The organism is Salinibacter sp., assembly GCF_036626415.1.
Classification (GTDB): domain Bacteria; phylum Bacteroidota; class Rhodothermia; order Rhodothermales; family Salinibacteraceae; genus Salinibacter.
Window position 1 is genome coordinate 1 of sequence record NZ_JAZKRW010000064.1, and the last position, 16,588, is coordinate 16,588.

Genomic DNA, 16,588 nt, shown 5'->3' on the forward strand with positions numbered 1-16,588 from the left:
GAACCGCACTTTTCGGCCGGACTACCACACCACGGACTTTTCGCCCTGTTGCCCCAAGCGTTTTCATCGGCCCTTCCGCCTCCGTATGCCCTACGTTGTTACCGAGCCCTGCATCAACTGCAAGTACACCGACTGCGTGGAGGTCTGCCCGGTGGACTGCTTCTACGAGGGCCCGAACTTCCTGGCCATCCAGCCCGACGAGTGCATCGACTGCAACGCCTGCGTCCCGGTCTGCCCGGTCGAGGCCATCTACCCGGACGACCAGTTGCCCGAGGACCAGGAGCACTACATTCAGTGGAATGAGTACCTGTCCAACCAGTGGCGCGAGCTGGGCTACAACGTCACCGAGAAAACCGGCCCCCTCGAGGACGCCGAGGCGTGGGAAGACAAAGAAAAGTCAGAGGAGGACATTTTGACCTGGGACGTATAGCGTCGCAGCCGAGACCGTTGATCCGCTGATCAGGGCTTGGTGATCAGGGATTGGGGAGCGCACAGCCCCGTATGTCCCATCATGCGGGGTCCTCCATCTCGACACCCGTCTCTATCGTGTCTGTGCGCTCGCGAACGGTGCCCCCCACCACGAGCGCCGCGCCGATCAGGACGGCGTTTTTGACAATGTACTGCCCCTCCAGCGTGAGGCCCCAGGGAATGTGCGTAAAGCAGACCTCCGGCAGCAGCACGAGCGGAAGGAGCGTGCCCGGCATCTGCAGAAACAGGAGAAAGATGGCGGTGCGGTTGAGGGGGCGGTACAGGAGGCCCACCCCGATGGCCACCTCCCACCAGCCCAAGATGGGAATGAAGAGGTCCGGCGGGACAAAGTAGACCGTGCGACGCACCAGCTCCGCGGCGGGGCTCATGCCGAAGGGCTTCAGGATCCCGTACCAGATGAAGACTGCGGCCAGCCCAACCCGCAGAATGAAAAGCCCATTGCGCTGCATCCACCCGGCGAGACGGCGGTCCAGGGACTCCAGGCCAAGGCGTTCAATCAGGCGTTCTTCGAACGTAGACATTGTGGACTGACAGGACGGAGTGAAAACGAGAGAGCGACGCACTACTCAAACCCATACTTGTACCAATCGTCCCCAGCCGCGCCCTAATTCACGGCGGGTTGATGCCCCGTACACAGAAGATGCGCGCGGCCCTGGGTCGTCGCTTCAGCGGTGGGTTCGATTTTGAATCGGGTCGCACGACCGAGCACCGACCTGCAGACCGTCGCGGCCGCTCGGAGCCCTAAATCACGAGGGAAAACCAACCCCTTCGGTTCTCAGAACGTCTCCCGGCGCTCGAGATGGGCACGCACGCTGTCGCGGGAGTGCCAGACGGGGCGCATTTCCTTCTCGGCGTAGAGCCGGAGCTGATCGCCCCGGTGCGGCGATCCGGGCTGCGAGGCATTGCCGTAGGGCAGCAGCGCCTTCGCCCGCGGGCCGTCCTCGGTAAACTCGGTGAGCGCTACGTACGAGTCGCCGAAGCGTGCGCGGCGGCGGCCGCCCTCCATCTCTCCGTATTTTAGGACGCGGAAGGTGCCGAACAGCCCATCGCTCCCGGACGCCGGGTACGCCCCGCTCGGGCCGACGAGGCGGTGCACCGCCCCCCACGCGACGGTCAGAGAATCGTGCTGCTGCCGCACCTGCTGGGCCGCTGTCTCAAGGATCTGGACGGCCGCCTCTAGATCGGCAAGGCCGTCCGGCGTCGTGCGAGGGGCACTCGGCCGGTACGGCGTAGCGAAGGGCTCTTCTTGCCCCTCCACCATCGCGCGCAGCCAGCGGGCAAACAGCACGCTTCCCTGACTCTCCGCGTCGGCGGTCCGGTCCCAGTCGGCCAGCACCGCCGCCGCGCGCCGTGCAGGCTCGCTGCCGGAGGCCCGCGCCGCCGGAAGGAGGTCGTCCAGGAGCCGGTCCGCGGCGAGCATGCGGGTGTCATTCTTGTAGGCCTGCAGCTCCGCAAGCGTGATCGAGGAGTCCCCGGCGAGCATCTCGATCGAGCGCTGGGGCCGAAACATGTAGGCGGACTTCTCCGGAACGCGGGGCGTCATGTACGCCGGAACTTCCGCCGAGTCCACCCGCGGCGGCAGCGTGGCGGTGAACGGCGGCTCGTTGGCGTTCTGCACCCACCCGCTCGGCGGGTCGACGACGCGGGGCAGATCCTCGTAGTCGTGGACCGAATTCCACAGCGTCGCGGACGTGTCCCCCGGCACCACGCCCTGCCAGTAGTCCCAGCCGCCCCGGGTGCGCGTCGGCACCCGCCCGCCGAAGTGATACAGGATGTGGCCGTCCGCGTCGGCGTAAACGGTGTTAAACATCGGCATCTGCTGCCGACGGAGGGCGGCCTCAAACTGCGATAGATTGGTAGAGCGGAGCATACGCCAGTACTGCTCGAACAGCTTCGACTGGGTCAGGCCCGCGACGCGAAGTGCCAAGGCCTCACCGTCCCTCTGCCCCACGACGGGCCCGTGCACCGACCGCCGCACCGTCATCGTATCGGCCCGGAGGGACCCGTCGGGCTGTTTCACCTTCAGCACCTTGGTGTCCGTGTTGAACGGGCGCACCGTTCCGTCCCACCGGTACCCGTCCCCGGCGAGAGACAGGCGGTAAAGGTCCGAGGCGTCGATGGGATTGACGGTGTGGGTCCACCCGAGGCGGTCGTTGAACGCGACGGCCGGGAACGGCATGCCGAGGAGCGCGGCCCCGTACGCGTCAACGTCCGGCCCTCTGAGCTGCGCCTCGAACCACGTGAACCGGTCGCCCCACGACAGATGTGGGTTCGTGAGCAGCATCGCGTTGCCGCTCGCGCTGCGGGACGGCCCAACGGCCCACGCGTTCGAGCCGGCGCGCCGCCACTGCCGCGTCCGCTGCAGGTCTCCCCCGGCCACGAACGTGGCGTGGACGGTGCGCAGGGTGTGGGCAAACACGTCGGTCGGCTGCACGGGCAACACGGCCGTCCGGGCCTCGGCAATGCGGTCGGGGTGGGCCTCGGCGTACGCGTTCATGCCGGCCACGAACGCCTCCACGTAGCCGCCGAACGGCATGTCCTGGTCGTCGGCCCACCGTCGCGCATGCTCGGGCAGCTCCAGGGTCCGCACGCGCCGGTCCGAGGCGAGGTGTGCTTCGCCCCAGTACTCGGCGGCTCGGCCCCGCGCTTCTCCGTACAGCCGCAGCACGCGGTCGCCGTGGGCCCGCATCTGCGCCCAGCCGAACGCGTACATCAGCGAGTCGGTGTTCGCACTGTAGACGTGCGGCACCCCCCAGGTGTCCCACAGGATTTCCGTCCGGTCCGGTCCTTGTCCCGGGGCACACCCCGACAGCCCCAGCGCCACGAGGACGCCGATGAGGAGTGCCGAGAGGGAGGCCGTTTGGGGGGCGGTGGAGGCGTTCATGGCTGGCCAGTTGCGTGGGGATCGTGTCGACTATCGAAGGGCGGCCCCGTCCGGGGTGATGCGCGTTTCCTGGTCGAGGACACCGTTGGCCTCCGTCGCAACGACCGTGTCCCCAATCAGGGCCATCGTTGCCGCGCCGCCCGCCGCCCGGACCGCCGCCACAGCGTCCGCCACGCGATCCGTGGCGAGGCCGGTCTCCTGGGCCACCCGCCAGGACGCTTCAAAGAGGTCCTCGATCGGCCCGTCGGGCTGGAGGCGGGCCAGCACGTCTCGGCCCGCCGCTCGAATGTTCTCCATCGTCCCCTCGTCCCCCAGCACCGCGGCGGTCGTAATGCCGCCGAAGCTCTCGTACGCAATCCGCGTGGTGCGGGCGGCGTGCCCCAGGCCGTCGCCGACGTTCCACACAAGCCCGCCCCGGTCTTGAATGAAGACGTCTCCGAGGCCGGTCCCGGCCTCGACCTCCGCCCGGTGAGACATTTCCACGAGGGCTTCGCGGTCGTGGCCCAGGCCGAACCGCTCGTTGGCGGCGAGGGCCGTGGCGAGGGTGGCCGCGCCGCTGGCCCCAAAGCCGCAGCCGATGGGCACCTCCGTATCAAGGCGCACCGTGGCGGTCACGTCGAGCCGGTCGAGGACGCCCGTGACCGGCTCCACCTCGGCCGGGCGATCGTCCAGGTAGATCAAGGGATCGCGGGTGCTCTCGACGGTCGCCGTGACCCCGTCGGCCGTGGCAAAGCTGATGCCGAGCGAGGATTGGCCGTCGCGCGGGACGAAGATGGGGGTGACGCTCCCCGGAGCGTGAGCGGTGACGGACATGGAGGCCGGCGGTCAAGCAAGAAACAACAGGCGGTGAGCACGGGGCGTGGGACCATGGACGCCCCATCAGTCCTCTAGTTCAAACTCGATCCGGTCTACGTCGGCCCCCTTCGACGTGCGGTTGGTGATCCGGATGCGTCCGATCTCGCGGGTGTGATCGACGTGGGTCCCTCCGCACGGACACAGGTCGAGGTCCCCAATCCGGACCATACGGAGCGGGTCCACGTGGTCGGGGATGAGGTCGAGCAATCCCCGGCCGTCGGGGGTCTGCTCTTCGGCCTTGGCGCGATCCATTTCCTGCTTCTCCACGGGCAGGTCCTGCTCGATCGCCACGTTGGTGCGGTCCTCAATGAGGGCCACGTCTTCGTCGGAGAAGTCGGCGGGCTCGAAGTCGATCCGTGAGCGGTCCGCGTGGATCTGGTTGCCGGCCGTCTGCGCCCCAAACACGTCGAGCACCACTTTCGACAGCACATGCTGGGCCGTGTGCATGCGGCGAAGCGCCCGGCGGCGCGCCTCATCGATCTGGCCGCTCACCGTGTCTCCGTCTTCCGGCAGCTCTCCCTCCTGGTTGTCAATGTAGTGCCGCACCGCCCCGTGCTCCTTCTGCACGTCGGTGACGTCGGCCGATCCGCCGTCCCAATGCAGCATGCCGTGGTCGGCGGGCTGCCCCCCGCCCTCCGGATAGAAATACGTGCCGTCCAGGACGATGTAGTCGTCGGTCGCGTCCACGACGGCCGCGGTGAAGGTGGTGACGTCGTCGTCATCGGGAAGGTACCGGAGTTCCGTCATGGGCGTCGCGATGCAGTCGTGTCAGAGAAATCGTGTCAGAACGAGACCGGCTGGGGGCTGCCCCACTGCTCACCGATGGCATCATGAGTTTCCAAAGTAAGCCCACGTCCAGCAAAAAAGAAACGACGGTTCGCCCACTTTCTCGTTTCCTCGTGCTAAGGAGGCCAGCAAAGATGGGCTACAAATCAAGTCGTTCCGAGCGGAGCGTAGCGGATTCGGGGCGCTGGGAGCGCAGTGACCGCATGCTCCTGGAGCGAACCTCTCAAAAGACGGGCGGAGGCGCTTCAGGGGACCACTTGCGCCGAATCCAAGGGGAATCTTCGACTCTTGCCTCCCTCCGGTTTTTGGTCACTCAAAATGACTTTGACCAATGCCTTTAGGATCTATTTTAATTTACCTTTCGGCCTCACGCGCGGCCTTGGCGGGCTGCGAGTTTCACTCCGTTAATTCTCGCTCTCGCGATCCGACCCAAAACCAAGGCAGACTCTCGGTGCGGGGCATCTCGCGTCGCTGAGGATGCGACCCCCGACGACGCTACACCTCTGTCGGGAAATCCGGGACGAGCGCGGAGGCCTGCCGCTCTTCGTCCCCGAAGAATCGAATGTCTCCCTCCGGCCCGACCACCCACACCTCCTCGGCGCCGATTTCTCGGTAGAGGGACCGCTTTTCTTGCATTTCTTCCTCGGTGTTTGACTCGCTCATGACCTCCACGCAAATCTCCGGCGCCAGCGTCGACGGATCCCCGGTCTCTCGCATCTCCTTTCGTCGACCGGGGCTCATCCAGACCACGTCGGGCGCCTTGACGCCCCGAGGCGTGGCAAGTGCATATTCGGGAGGAGCATGCCCGTCTGGTGCGTAGGTCCGAAGAAGCTCCTGGACAGCCCCTTGGAGATCGGAGTGGTGGTTTGTGTGTGGACTCAAGACGATCTGGCCTTGTGCATTGGTCTCAACCTTATAGGGGAGGTCCCGCAGCGTAGGATCCGCGGTAATCTCGTCCCACTGCTCCTGATGCTCCTGGGCCGGCGTGGCTACTGTAGGCATGGGATTCAGTCGCTGTGAGGAGAGAGGACGGGGCGTATGCGAGACATTCATACTTCCCTCTTGAGGTCCCGTTCGCACCAGTACATACAGTTTCCGGGTCTGCAACAGAAAAACGCCGCTTCGGGACCCAAATCGGCCCCAAAGCGGCGCTTTCATGTTCGTCGGATGGCGGGGCGAATCGACGCTCCGCTTCCTCCGTGTCTACGTGCCAGCCGAGTAGTCCGTGGCGTAGTGCTCCTGGTCCTCGGAGAGGCCGTCGATCTGGATGCCCATCGTGCGCAGCTTCACCTCCGCAATCTCGTCGTCCATCTCCTGCGGGATGTCGTACACCTTGTCCTCCAGCATCGCCTCCGATTCGTGGCGCTGGACGAGGTCGAGGTGGGCGCGGAACTGATTGGCGAAGCTCATGTCCATCACCTCGCTCGGGTGCCCCTCCGCGGCGGCCAGGTTCACCAGGCGGCCGTCGCCGAGGACGTACACGCGCTTGCCGTTCTCCATCGTGTACTCGCGGTTGTTCTCGCGGACCTCGCGGGCGTCGGTGGAGAGCTCGGCGAGCTCTTTGAGATTGAGCTCCACGTCGTAGTGGCCCGTGTTGGCGACGATCGCGCCCTCCTTCATCTTCAGGAAGTGGCGGCCCCGAATCACGTCCTTCATGCCGGTGGCCGTGACGAAGATGTCGCCCTTCTCGGCGGCCTCGTCCATGCTCATCACCTGATGACCGTCGAGGGTGGCCTTCAGCGCCTTCGCGGGCTTCACTTCCGTCACGATCGTGTTGGCGCCCATGCCTTTCGCGCGGGTGGCGACGCCGCGGCCGCAGTGGCCGTAGCCGGCGATGACGAAGTTTTTGCCCGCGATGAGCGTGCTGGTCGCGCGCAGGATGCCATCGATTGTGCTCTGACCCGTGCCGTAGACGTTGTCGAAGTCCCACTTCGTCTCCGCGTCGTTGACGGCGTAGACCGGGTACTGCAGCTCCCCATCATTGTCCATGGCGCGGAGCCGATGCACACCCGTGGTGGTCTCCTCGGAGCCGCCGATGATGTGGTCGGCCATCTCCGGATGGTCGGAGTGAACGGTGAAGATGAGGTCCGCCCCATCGTCGAGCGTGAGGTGCGGCGGCGTATCGATCGTCCGCTCGATGCACCAGTAAAAGTCGTCGGTGTCGAGGCCGTGCCAGGCGTAGATCTCGGTGCCCCCGTTGGCGAGCGCGGCGGCGATGTCGTCCTGCGTCGAGAGCGGGTTGCAGCCGCTCCACGCCACCTCCGCGCCGCAGGCCTGCAGCGTCTCGACGAGCACCGCCGTCTCCTTCGTGACGTGCAGGCACCCGCTGATCTTGTAGCCCTCAAACGGCTTCTCGTCGGCAAATTCTTCGCGGAGCTCCATGAGCACCGGCATCCGGCTCTCGGCCCATTCGATGCGCTTGCGGCCCTCATCGGCCAGGCTCAGGTCGCGGACTTTGTACTGTCCTTCCTTGTGATCCATGTGTCTCTCGGTCTGTGAAAGAAGAGGTGTGTCGAGGCCTCGTGCTGTGCTTGGAGTAACGCCTCAGTCCCCAGAGGACGCCCCGGCTCCAAGAGGCAATTTTGTCGAACATAATGACAGCACAACTTGTGGTACCTCTCGGTATGGAAACGGTTTGTAAGTTTGGGGGAAATCCCGGTGGTCCCGCGCCCTGAAGAGACGAGACGACGGCACCCCCCCGACCTCTCGGCTTCTCTACGATCTCGTGACAATGTTTGGAAGCGCTTTCAAGATTGAGCCCCAGTTCCGAATTTTGTTGGTGTAGGACGCATTTTACACGAGGCGTACTGGGGGGTTCGCCCACCGTTCAGGGGCATGCACGGCCCCTGCACCGCCCGCGCCGTCCTGCTTGTCGTTCCTCGTCGATTCTCTGACACACGATCCCTTTTCGTCCCGATGCCCAGAGCGCAAACAGCATCACAGGCAGACGTCATTCGTTGGCTCGACACGCTCGGCAGTGCGGATGTTGCCCGGGTCGGCGGCAAGAATGCGTCCCTCGGGGAAATGATTGGCGCGCTAAAGAAGCGTGGCATCCGCGTGCCCGACGGGTTCGCCACGACCGCCGACACCTACCGGCGGTTCTTGAAGGCCAATGGCCTGCCCGAACACATTCGGGCGGAGCTCGACGCGTGGACCGCCGGGGAGCAGTCGCTCAGCGAGACCGGTACGTCCATCCGCACGCAGATTCGGAATGGCCGCTTCCCCGACGGCGTGGCCGAGGCGATCCGGGAGGCGTACCATGCCCTCGGCGCCGCCTACGGGACCGACGCGGTCGACGTCGCGGTGCGCAGCAGTGCCACGGCCGAGGATCTGCCCGACGCCAGCTTCGCGGGGCAGCAGGAAAGCTATTTGGATGTGCGCGGGGCCAGCGCCGTGCTCACGGCCTGCAAGCGGTGCTTTGCCTCCCTCTTCACCGACCGCGCCATCGGCTACCGCGAAAAGCAGGGGTTCGACCATCACGAGGTGGCCCTGTCGGTGGGCATCCAGAAGATGGTCCGGGCCGACAAGTCGGGCGTCCTCTTCACGATTGACCCGGAGACCGGCTTCCCCGACACCACCGTCATCAACGCGGCGTACGGGCTCGGGGAAAGCGTCGTGAAGGGCATCGTGAACCCCGATCAGTACACCGTCTACACGCCATTCGTGGACGATGCGTCGCTGACCCCCATCCTGGAGAAAACGAAGGGCGACCAGGAACAGAAAATTGTGTCGACGGGGGAGGGTGGCACCGCCACCGTGCCGACCACCGCGGAGGAACAGGACAGCTACGTGCTGTCCGACGACGAGACCCTGACGCTGGCCCGGTGGGGACGCATCATCGAGGAGCACTACGATCGGCCCATGGACGTAGAATGGGCCCGCGACCGCGACAGCGGCGACCTGTTCGTGGTGCAGGCCCGCCCCGAGACCGTACAGTCCCGGCAGGCCGCCGGCACACTACAGACCTACCGGCTCACCGAAGATGGGACGCGGCTGGTATCGGGAACGGGAATTGGCAAGTCGGTCGTGTCCGGCACTGTCCGCGTGCTCAACAGCGTCGAGGAGGGCGAGCGCTTTGAAGACGGCGACATTCTCGTGACCGAGATGACCGACCCCGACTGGGGCCCCATTCTGGAGCGGGCCGGCGGGGTGGTGACGGACCGCGGCGGGCGCACCTCCCACGCCGCCATCGTGAGCCGCGAGCTCGGCATTCCAGCCGTCATCGGCTGCGGCGACGCCACCACGACACTGTCCGACGACCAGACCATCACCCTCTCCTGCACCGACGGCGACCAGGGCCACGTCTACGATGGCGAGCTGGGCTTCGAGACCGACGAGATCGACCTCGACGCCCTTCCGGACACCGACACGCGGGTTATGCTCAACCTTGCGAGCCCGTCCGCGGCGCTCGACTGGTGGAAGCTGCCCGTCGAAGGCGTCGGCCTCGCCCGCATGGAGTACATCATCAACAACATCATCAAGGTGCACCCGATGGCCCTCGTGGCCTTCGACCAGGTGCAAGACAAGCTCACCCGGCGCCGCATCGAAGAGCTCACGCAGGGCTACGACGACAAGGGCGAGTACTTCGTGGACCACCTCTCGCGCGGCATCGCCACGATTGCCGCCGCCCAGCACCCGCACCCCGTCATCGTGCGTCTCAGCGACTTCAAGACGAACGAGTACGCCGACCTCATTGGCGGCCAGGCGTTCGAGCCGCACGAAGAGAATCCGATGCTCGGCTGGCGCGGGGCCTCCCGCTACTACAGCGACGACTACCGCGAGGGCTTTGCGCTGGAGTGCCGGGCCCTGAAGCGGGTCCGCGACGAGATGGGCTTCACCAACGTCGTGGCCATGGTGCCCTTCTGCCGCACGCCCGAGGAGGCCGATCGCGTGCTCGACGTCATGGCCGACCACGGCCTCGAGCGCGGCACAAATGGACTGGAGGTGTACGTGATGGCCGAGATCCCGGCCAACATCGCCCTGGCCGACAGGTTTGCGGAGCGGTTCGATGGCTTCTCCATCGGCACCAACGACCTGACCCAGCTCACGCTGGGCGTGGGGCGCGACGCGGAGCGGCTGGCCCACCTCTTCGATGAGCGCAACCCGGCGGTGAGGCGGCGCATTGGGGAGCTGATCGAGGACGCCCATGCCGCCGGGCGCCCGGTGGGCATCTGCGGGCAGGCCCCGAGCGACTATCCCGAGTTCGCGGAGTTCCTGGTCGAGGCCGGCATCGATACCATCTCCGTCACCCCCGACAGCGTGCCCGACGTGCTCCGCCACGTCGGGCAGGCAGAGGGGCAGACTGAATAACCCCGACCCTGTCGGCCACCTTTCCCCACTGGAATGGTACACGGGGTCCCGCAGTGGAAAGGCCCCGAGCGCTGGGCCCGCGGCCTTCTCACACTCCGCCTATGCGATACACCACCTTTCCGTCATATCACCCCCACCGAGTAAAAGAGCTCGGCCTGACAGTTCCGGCTGCCGTTCACGAGCACGATTCGGGCGCCGCCTTTCAGGTTGGTCCATCCCGACGACGTAAACTCGTGTCGTTTTACGGCGCGCCGGTTGTCCATGCGTGAGTCGGGGAACGCGCCCGTGAAGAGGTCGCGGTCCGTTTCCGTGCTGTAAAAGGTAACGGCGAACTCGTAGCCCGGGGTGCGATCGGCGTCGAACACCACCTCTTCGTTGAGGATAATGCTATCGCCGTCGCCGAGGATGCCCGAGCGGGAGATGTCTTTCTCGCGTGTGGGGCCGTTCTGCACGATGGCGCGGAACGAAAACTCCCCGTCGCCTTCGATACCGTCGCAGTCCTTCCGCACGAAAAACCGGTCGAGCGTCATCGTGACGGTGTTGCGCGTCTGCACCGACGTGCACTCGGTGGCCGTGTACTCGGTCGTGTAGCCGAGTTTAGCGAGTTGATCGTCCTTCAGATACTTGACGGCGTACGAGATGGGCACCCCGGGATTGCCGCGCGAGTAGACTGCGTTTTCGCCCGTGATGATGGGCTCCAGGTCGCCCGCCGAGCGCGCCGTGACGGCCTCTGAGGCCACCGCCGCGTTCCCACCCAGCGTGATCACCTCCACGGTCGAACTCTGCAGAATCTTCTGGTAGCGCGCCTCCATGTCGCCATCGACCTGCGTGCCGGCCGCGTACCGGAACGCCGCCTCAACCTCCGCGGACGTGTACGACGAGGACGTTTCCATCCGAAACATGATGATCCGCCCGTAGGTCACCGACGCGACGTACGCGGGCGGCGTGTCGCCGTCGAAGGCGGATTGGACGTCTCCTAGCGTCACGTCGGGGCCGAAGACGTCCTCGGGCTGCGCGCCGCTCTCCTGCACGAAGCTCACCGTGTAGAATGCCTGCTTGTACGTCGACATCACCACGCGCCGCTCCGCCGACGTCTCGTAGTTGAACTGCGACTGCACGTCGCCGGTGGCCCAGGCCACGTTCAGGCCCACGTCCATCGATGCCTGGGTCGACGAGTATGACGTCGTGATGCGGTTCGACGAACTAGAGGCGTTTACGTAGCCCTCTTCGTAGGCGTTGGCGTTCCACCACTCCAGCGCCTCGTCGATGGCATTCTGGACGTTGGCCTGGTCGGGTCGTTCGATTGTCTTGGTCCCGTTCTCGCCGATGCCGGGAAGGTCGACGCGGATTTTGACCGGCGACCGGTCGAAGCGAGCCGGCTCGGGCAGGCCGTCGAGGAGCGACTGGTTGGCCTCGACGAGCGACCCCGGCCAGATGACGTCTTGCGTCGGGCGCAGGATGGCGACCTCTTCAAAGTTGTTCTGCAGATTGTACGAGGTTCGGGTACAGGTGCGCTCGACGTTGCCGTCTCGCTCGACGTTCGTCGTCGTGTCGATGGGCGTGCGGGCAGCGTCGTTCGGCTGGACGTTGAGGAGCGCGTCGGGGTCGTAATTCAGGCTGGCGAGGTAGTCGCCGATGGCTGCACCGTCGGGGCTCTCGTTGGAGTTCACACCGGGCGCGCTGTCGCAGGCCGCAAAAATCAGGGCCAGAACGAAAAGGGACAGGATGCTGCGTAGGTAGGTCATGGCTGTGTGCTGCGTATGACGAAGAATGGGGGCCCGAGTCTGGGCGGCGCTCATCTATTCACGCAACAAAACGCTCTCAAACCGATAACCGTTCACATAATCTTAACTATAGTGGCAAGATCGCGCACAGGAAAGTGCCTAGTTTCGCTGGGCTGAGGGAGAGATCCCCTAAGATGTGGCGCATCTGTCGTCCCGAAGTGGCGCATCCTCTGCCTCAGCGCATGGTCTGCGTTGCTTCCAACATTATCTTCTCGTATTATCTCGTACTCTTACGAGCCGCAGTCCTCCTCCGAATGCGGGCCCATGTCCCAACCCTTCACCGCCCTGCTGGACGACTTGACCGGCGGCAATCGCACCGTCGTCGATGCCGTGCTGCCGCAGGTGTATGACGAACTGCGCGATCTCGCCCGTCGCAAGCTGCACGGCGAGCGGCCCAACCACACGCTGAACACGACAGCTCTCGTGCACGAGGCGTACGAAAAGCTGGTGCAGCAGGACCGCATGACGTGGAAGAACCGCGCGCACTTCATGGGCGTCGCCGCCCTCTCCATGCGGCGCATCCTGATCAACTATGCCCACAAGCGCAATGCGCAGAAGCGCGGCGGCGGGGCACCCGTGGCCACGTTCGAAGACGGCATGGCCCCCCGCGACGTACAGGCCGAGGAGCTCATCGACCTTGACGACGCGCTGAAACGGCTCGAGCAGCTGAATGAGCGGCAGGCGAAGGTCGTCACGTATCGTTTCTTCGGCGGACTCATGCAGAAAGAAATCGCCGAGGTGCTGGACGTCTCGGTGCCCACGGTGCGGCACGACTGGCGACTGGCTCGCGCGTGGCTGAGCCGTGAGATGAGGCCGTCGTCCGGGCCCGATGCACAAAAAGACGCGCCCAAGTGATCGGTGCGCGCGTGTTTTCCTGCGTTTGTACGTAGCGGCATGCCTCGCGTCTTTGCCATGCCGCCCGTTCTTCCACCGATCTTTTGCCCGTGACCGTCATGGATGTGGCCCGCTGGACCCAGATCCAAACCCTCTTCGAATCGGCGCTGGACCGCGATCCGGATGAGCGTGATGCCTTCCTGCAAACGGCGTGCGCCGACGACCCGGACTTGCTCGCCGAGGTCCGTTCCCTGCTCGCGGCGGATGCCGATGCGCATCCGCTACTTGACAGCCTTGCGATAGACGCCATTGCCCTCCCCGCTGATCTGCTACCGGACGGCATCTTGCCAGCGGAGGGCGAGCGTGTGGGGCCGTACCGCATCGTGGAGCCGCTGGGCCGCGGCGGCATGGGGGCCGTCTTCCTCGCCGAACGCGCCGACGGGCAGTTTGAGCAGCAGGTGGCGCTCAAGCTCATCCGCGGCGGCGCGGGGTCTGCGCAGATTGTCCGGCGCTTTCAGAGCGAGCGGCAGATCCTGGCACGCCTGCAGCACCCACATATCGCCCGCCTGCTCGACGGCGGCCTCACGGAGGACGGCCAGCCCTACTTCGCGATGGAATACGTCGATGGGGTGCCGCTCGATCAGTATTGCGAGGTACACGACAGCCCCACCGAGGATCGGATTCAGCTCATCCGCGCCGCGTGCGACGCGGTGCAGTCGGCCCACCGGCAGCTCGTTGTACACCGCGACCTGAAACCTGCCAACATCCTCGTGACGGCGGGCGGCCAGGTGAAACTGCTCGACTTCGGCATCGCCAAGATGCTCTCGGGCGAGGACGACGCGATGGGCGACCCCGCCCTCACCCAGACCGGCCACGCCGTGATGACGCCCGCCTATGCCGCGCCCGAGCAGGTGCAGCACGCCCCCGTGACGACGGCGACCGACGTGTACGCGCTGGGCGTCGTGCTGTACGAGTTGCTGGCCTGGGAGCGGCCCTTCGACCTCGCCGGCTGCTCCCCGGCGGAGATCGAACGCATCGTGGGCACCCAGGCGCCTGCCCCGCCCTCGACGGTGGCGCCTCCGGACCGGCAGCGCCAGCTGCGCGGCGATCTCGACAAAATCGTGCTGAAGGCGCTGCGCAAGGAGCCCGAGCGCCGCTACACCTCCGTCGAGGCGCTGGCCGATGATCTGCAGCGCCACCTGGAGGGCCGCCCGGTAGAGGCCCGGCCTGACACCGCCGGCTACCGCACGCGCAAGTTCGTGCAGCGCCACCGCGCCGGCGTCACGGCCACAGCGACTGTCGTCGTGCTCATCGCTGCGCTGGTCACGTTCTACACCACGCAACTCGCGCAGGAGCGCGACCGGGCCCGGCTGGAGGCAGAGAAGGCCGAGCAGGTCGTCGGGTTTATGGAGACGCTCTTCGAACGCTCCGACCCCACCGAGGCTCGAGGGGATACGCTCACTGTACGAGAGGTGATGGACGAGGGCGCCACGCGGATTCGGGCAGAGCTGTCCGACCAGCCGGCCGTCCGCGCTCGCATGATGGACGTCATCGCCGGCGTCTACCAAAACCTGCGCCTGCAGACTCCGGCTGAGTCCCTCCTTACCGACGCCGTGCAGACCTGGCGAGCGCTTGGGGATGACGGTTCGCTCGGGCTTGCGGAGAGCCTGAATAAGCTCGGCCGCCTCTACGGCGAGACGACGGATCTGGACGCCGCTGCGGAAGCATACCGGGAAGCCCTCGACATCCGGCGGTCACGGTTGGGAAAGGAGCATGAGGATGTCGCCGAACTCTACAACAATTTCGCGCTCATCCGCATCAAGCAGGGCAACCATGCAGAAGCCGAGGCCCTGCTACGCCGCGCAATCGAGATGACGCGCCGCCTGTCTGACGGTCTCAGTGAAGACAGCGCCACCCAACTCTACAACCTCGCCTACCTGGTACGCTACCGCGGCGACTTCAAGGAAGCAGAAGCGATGTACCGAGAGAGCCTGGCACTGCTTCGCCAAGCACACGGCGACCGCCACCTCCACGTGATGCATGCCATGCAATCCCTCGCCGACCTGCTCGCCGAAACGGGGAAGCTCGCGGCCGCTGACACCCTGCTCCAGCAGGTGGTGGAGCAGGGGCGAACGCTTGTGGGGGAAACGTCGATCGAGTACGCCTTCATGCTGAACGGCCTCGGCCGGCTGCGCGGCGAGCAAGGGCGCTCCGAAGAGGGAGAAGCGCTCGTGAAGGAGGCCCTCACCATCGTGGAGGACGCTTACGGCGGGCCGCATCCCAACACAGCCTGGGTCACCGAGTCGCTTGGCCTCCTGTACTACCGCGCTGAACAGCACGAACGCGCGGCCGAGCAGCTTCGCGAGGCGCTGTCCATTCGCCGGCAGTTCTTCGAGGCTCCGCATCCCGACCTCAGCAACAACACGGGCAACCTGGCCCTGGTACTGCGGCACAGCGGTGACTACGCCCAGGCCGAGGCGCTCTACCGAGAGGGGCTCGCAATGGACGAAGCGCTCTACGGCGCTGAGCACCGCGAGATCGCCACGGGCCTCTACAATATCGCTGAGCTTCGACGGACGCTGGAAGACTACGCACAGGCGGACACGCTGCACCGCCGAGCGCTGGAGATGCGGCGCAGCCTGTTCGGGGCGCATCACGCACACGTGGCCTTGAGCCTGATGGCACTGGGCGCGCTCAAAGAAGACGAGGGCAATCTCGAGGAGGCCGAGCGGTACCTGCAGCAAGCACTGGCCGTTCAGCGCATGCTGCACGACGAAACCGATCACCCAGCCGTTCGCAGGGCCGCCGAGCGCCTCGACGCCATACGCGCTCTTCACACCGAGGCCCGCGCAATTCCATAAGAGGTGAATGTGGGAACGGGTGCGTCCGTAGGACCCGTACCGTGCGTTCCGCAGACACGCGACTGGACCAGGGCGCCGAACGCATCGAGCGCGAACTCGCCGATCAGCCTGCCGTGCAGGCGTGCACAATGCAGGTGATGGGCGAGGTGTACCAGCGCCTCGGAGCTTTCGATGCGGCCGCCCCGCTGCTGGAACGCTCACTCATGCTTCGCCGCGGGCTGTCGGGCGCTCCGCCGCTCGATGTGGCGGCGAGCCTCAACAACTTGGCCGTGGTCCTCCGTCACAAGAGCCAGTTCGATGAGGCGGAGGTGCGCTATGGGGAGGCGCTGGCCATGCGCGAGCGGCTGTATGACGGCCCGCACCCCGACGTGGCTCACACGCTCAACCGCCTGGCGCGGCTGTATTACAACCAGGGAGACTACGCCGCCGCCGAGCCCACCGCGCGGCGGGCCCTCGCCATGCGGATTGAGGTCTTTGGTGAGGCGCATGTGGAGACGACGGCAAGCATGGGCAGCCTGGCCGGCATCTTGGGTCGCCTGGAGCGGTATGATGAGCAGGCGGCTATCTACCGGCGCGCGCTGGAGTCGCTCTCGGTGCTGACCCAGTAGCTTGTTCTCGCGCTTGGTCGCCGGCCCGCTGGCGCGGGCCGCTCGCAAGCCGCTTGCGCGTAACAACGACGTGCGTTCCACCAAGCGGTGGCGCAGGCCCGACTGATCACACAAAGAGCACTGCGAGGAGCGTGTACAGGACAATGGCGAGCGCGCCGGCCACCGACGCAAGGGGAA

12 protein-coding genes are annotated in these 16,588 nt (G+C 65.8%); 5 read left to right on the top strand and 7 right to left on the bottom strand.

Features of this window, described 5'->3' with window-relative positions; all coding sequences use genetic code 11:
* Positions 1 to 85 precede the first annotated feature (85 nt).
* Positions 86 to 430, top strand: coding sequence for a ferredoxin FdxA (gene fdxA / locus V5A20_RS08510; protein ID WP_332316331.1), 345 nt, complete (start codon positions 86 to 88; stop codon positions 428 to 430).
* A 79-nt stretch (positions 431 to 509) separates the two neighbouring features.
* Here fdxA and V5A20_RS08515 read toward each other — a convergent pair whose 3' ends face one another.
* The 6 genes from V5A20_RS08515 to V5A20_RS08540 form a co-directional block, all read right to left on the bottom strand.
* Complete coding sequence (locus V5A20_RS08515; RefSeq protein ID WP_332316322.1) at positions 510 to 1,010, bottom strand: DoxX family protein; 501 nt, start codon at positions 1,008 to 1,010, stop codon at positions 510 to 512.
* 254 nt (positions 1,011 to 1,264) lie between these two features.
* Complete coding sequence (locus V5A20_RS08520) at positions 1,265 to 3,373, bottom strand: acylase (RefSeq protein WP_332327114.1); 2,109 nt, start codon at positions 3,371 to 3,373, stop codon at positions 1,265 to 1,267.
* A 30-nt stretch (positions 3,374 to 3,403) separates the two neighbouring features.
* Positions 3,404 to 4,186: a GHMP family kinase ATP-binding protein gene (locus tag V5A20_RS08525; protein WP_332316324.1), complete on the bottom strand. Its 783-nt coding sequence runs from the start codon at positions 4,184 to 4,186 to the stop codon at positions 3,404 to 3,406.
* 66 nt (positions 4,187 to 4,252) lie between these two features.
* The gene (locus V5A20_RS08530) at positions 4,253 to 4,975 is read right to left on the bottom strand and encodes an alanyl-tRNA editing protein (RefSeq protein ID WP_332316325.1); all 723 of its coding nucleotides are present in this window, start codon (positions 4,973 to 4,975) and stop codon (positions 4,253 to 4,255) included.
* Positions 4,976 to 5,509: 534 nt separating this feature from the next.
* Positions 5,510 to 6,016 (bottom strand): Uma2 family endonuclease, encoded by a 507-nt coding sequence (locus tag V5A20_RS08535; RefSeq protein WP_332327115.1) that lies wholly within the window; start codon positions 6,014 to 6,016, stop codon positions 5,510 to 5,512.
* Positions 6,017 to 6,217: 201 nt separating this feature from the next.
* Positions 6,218 to 7,495, bottom strand: a complete 1,278-nt coding sequence (locus V5A20_RS08540; protein ID WP_332316327.1) for an adenosylhomocysteinase — start codon at positions 7,493 to 7,495, stop codon at positions 6,218 to 6,220.
* A 435-nt stretch (positions 7,496 to 7,930) separates the two neighbouring features.
* Between V5A20_RS08540 and ppsA the strand changes: the two genes are divergently transcribed.
* The gene (gene ppsA / locus V5A20_RS08545) at positions 7,931 to 10,324 is read left to right on the top strand and encodes a phosphoenolpyruvate synthase (RefSeq protein WP_332327116.1); all 2,394 of its coding nucleotides are present in this window, start codon (positions 7,931 to 7,933) and stop codon (positions 10,322 to 10,324) included.
* Positions 10,325 to 10,446: 122 nt separating this feature from the next.
* On the opposite strand, the gene V5A20_RS08550 is transcribed toward ppsA, so the two are convergent.
* A complete protein-coding gene (locus V5A20_RS08550; protein ID WP_332316330.1) occupies positions 10,447 to 12,069 on the bottom strand; it encodes a thiol-activated cytolysin family protein in 1,623 nt (540 codons plus the stop codon).
* A 303-nt stretch (positions 12,070 to 12,372) separates the two neighbouring features.
* Between V5A20_RS08550 and V5A20_RS08555 the strand changes: the two genes are divergently transcribed.
* The 3 genes from V5A20_RS08555 (at position 12,373) to V5A20_RS08565 (ending at position 16,411) form a co-directional block, all read left to right on the top strand.
* Positions 12,373 to 12,963: a sigma-70 family RNA polymerase sigma factor gene (locus V5A20_RS08555; RefSeq protein WP_332315679.1), complete on the top strand. Its 591-nt coding sequence runs from the start codon at positions 12,373 to 12,375 to the stop codon at positions 12,961 to 12,963.
* 98 nt (positions 12,964 to 13,061) lie between these two features.
* Complete coding sequence (locus tag V5A20_RS08560; RefSeq protein ID WP_332315693.1) at positions 13,062 to 15,803, top strand: serine/threonine-protein kinase; 2,742 nt, start codon at positions 13,062 to 13,064, stop codon at positions 15,801 to 15,803.
* A gap of 41 nt (positions 15,804 to 15,844) precedes the next feature.
* The gene (locus tag V5A20_RS08565) at positions 15,845 to 16,411 is read left to right on the top strand and encodes a tetratricopeptide repeat protein (RefSeq protein WP_332315680.1); all 567 of its coding nucleotides are present in this window, start codon (positions 15,845 to 15,847) and stop codon (positions 16,409 to 16,411) included.
* Positions 16,412 to 16,588 lie beyond the last annotated feature (177 nt).